This is a genomic window from Ruegeria sp. N7 (assembly GCF_056531345.1).
In genome coordinates this window covers 1-1,936 of the sequence record NZ_JBQFLR010000047.1, presented here as the reverse complement: position 1 = coordinate 1,936, position 1,936 = coordinate 1, and the positions used below count along the sequence as shown (strand labels likewise).

Genomic DNA, 1,936 nt, shown 5'->3' with positions numbered 1-1,936 from the left:
GGGTTTGGTGGTGAGGTCTTATTTAGCGTGTTTGGATGTTGGGATGGGTTGGTCTGCCGCAGGGTAGCATCAGCCCTTTAGGCGCGGCGGGATATGGGGTATCTGGGCGTGCGCACCGTTTCACGGATTTGGAGAACGCAATGATGAAGCGCGCCTGGAACAAGTGGCGATCGGGCTATATGGGCCGGCTTGTCGGTGAGAGCTTTTATGCGCAGGGCGGGCTTTACGGCGTTGCGATCCTGGCGATGATCGCGGTGGCGGTCACCACCGCCGGCTCGGCTTACATGATGGAATATATCGTTGATGCCATGACCAGCCCGGAATTGCGGGGATGGGCGCATGTCATTGCGCTGGGGGTTGTGCTTCTGTTCCTGACCAAGGCGGTGGCCTCGTATATTCAGGCCGTCTTTCTGGCGCGCGCGGGCAACCGGATTGTGGCCCAGCAGCAGGAGAAGCTGTACCGCAAGCTGGTCCGGCACGGGGTGTCGTTCTTTTCGACCAATGAATCATCGGATTTGCTGATGCGCACGACCAATGGCGCGCAATCGGCCCGGGGCCTGATCGATGTTCTGGTCACCGGGTTTGTCCGCGATGCCCTGACCCTGGTCGGCCTGATTGTGGTCATGGTGTATCAGCAGCCGGTCCTGTCGGTGATGTTCTTTGTGGTGGGCCCGGTTGCCCTGCTGGGGGTGCGGTATCTGCTGAAAAGCGTCCGCTCGATCATGCAGGCCGAGTTCAAATCGCTGGCCGAGATCATCCGGGTGCTGCAGGAGACCTCGGCGGGGATCAAGGTGATCAAGGTGTTTGCGCTTGAAGATCGCATGATCGACCGAATGGAGACCGCGATCCGGAAGGTCGAACAGCGCTCGAACGACATCGCCCGGCTGCAGGCCATTGCCAGCCCGCTGATGGAGTTTCTGGCCGGTCTGGCGGTTGCCGGGGTTCTCATTGTCAGCACGATGGGCATCGCGGGCACCGAACAGCCGACCGCGGGTCAGTTGATGTCCTTCATCACCGCTTTGCTGATGGCCTATGAACCCGCCAAGCGCCTGTCCAGGATGCGGGTCCAGATTGAAACCTGCATGGTCGGTGTCGGCCTGTTGTTCAGCCTGCTGGATCAGGAGGACACGATGGTGGAAAGCCCCCGGGCCCGTGACCTGAGTGACGGCCCCGGACAGATCACGCTGCGCAATGTGACCTTTGGCTATCAGGGCACGGTGCCGGTGATCGACAACATGAGCGCCACTTTCGAGGCCGGGAAAACCACGGCCCTTGTCGGCCAGTCCGGTGGTGGCAAATCCACGTTGTTTGGCCTGATCATGCGGTTTTACGACCCCGATCAGGGCAGCGTCGAGATCGATGGCCAGGACCTGAGGGATGTCAGCTTTGCCTCGCTGCGGCGGAAAATCTCGTATGTCGGTCAGGACACGTTCCTGTTCTCGGCCTCGGTGATGGACAACCTGCGCTGCTCGGCACCCGAGGCGAGCGATGAAGAGGTGATCGCGGCAGCCCGGGCCGCACATGCGCATCAGTTCATCACAGACCTGCCGCAGGGCTATGAGACCCCGGTGGGCGAAAACGGAACCTTTCTGTCGGGCGGTCAGAAACAGCGCATCGCGATTGCCCGCGCCATTCTGCGCAAGGCCGAAATCCTGCTGCTGGACGAGGCCACAAGCGCGCTGGACGCGGAATCGGAATCGCTGGTCAAAGAGGCGCTGGACGCCCTGACACAGGATGTCACCGTCATCGTCATCGCCCACCGCCTGTCAACCGTGCTGGAGGCAGACAAGATCATCGTCATCCAGGACGGCGCTATCGCCGAACAGGGAAACCTCGACCAACTCATGCAGAAAAACGGACCCTTCAAAAACCTCTTCGACCAACAGTTCAATAAACACAAACACAAACAAAAAGTCGCAGAATAATAAGGGGAGGC

At 60.1% G+C, this 1,936-nt stretch carries 1 protein-coding gene; it reads left to right on the top strand.

Annotated elements, in window-relative coordinates:
- The first annotated feature begins 140 nt into the window (after positions 1 to 140).
- Positions 141 to 1,925, top strand: coding sequence for an ABC transporter ATP-binding protein (locus tag ACR0ES_RS20120; protein WP_480871589.1), 1,785 nt, complete (start codon positions 141 to 143; stop codon positions 1,923 to 1,925).
- Positions 1,926 to 1,936 lie beyond the last annotated feature (11 nt).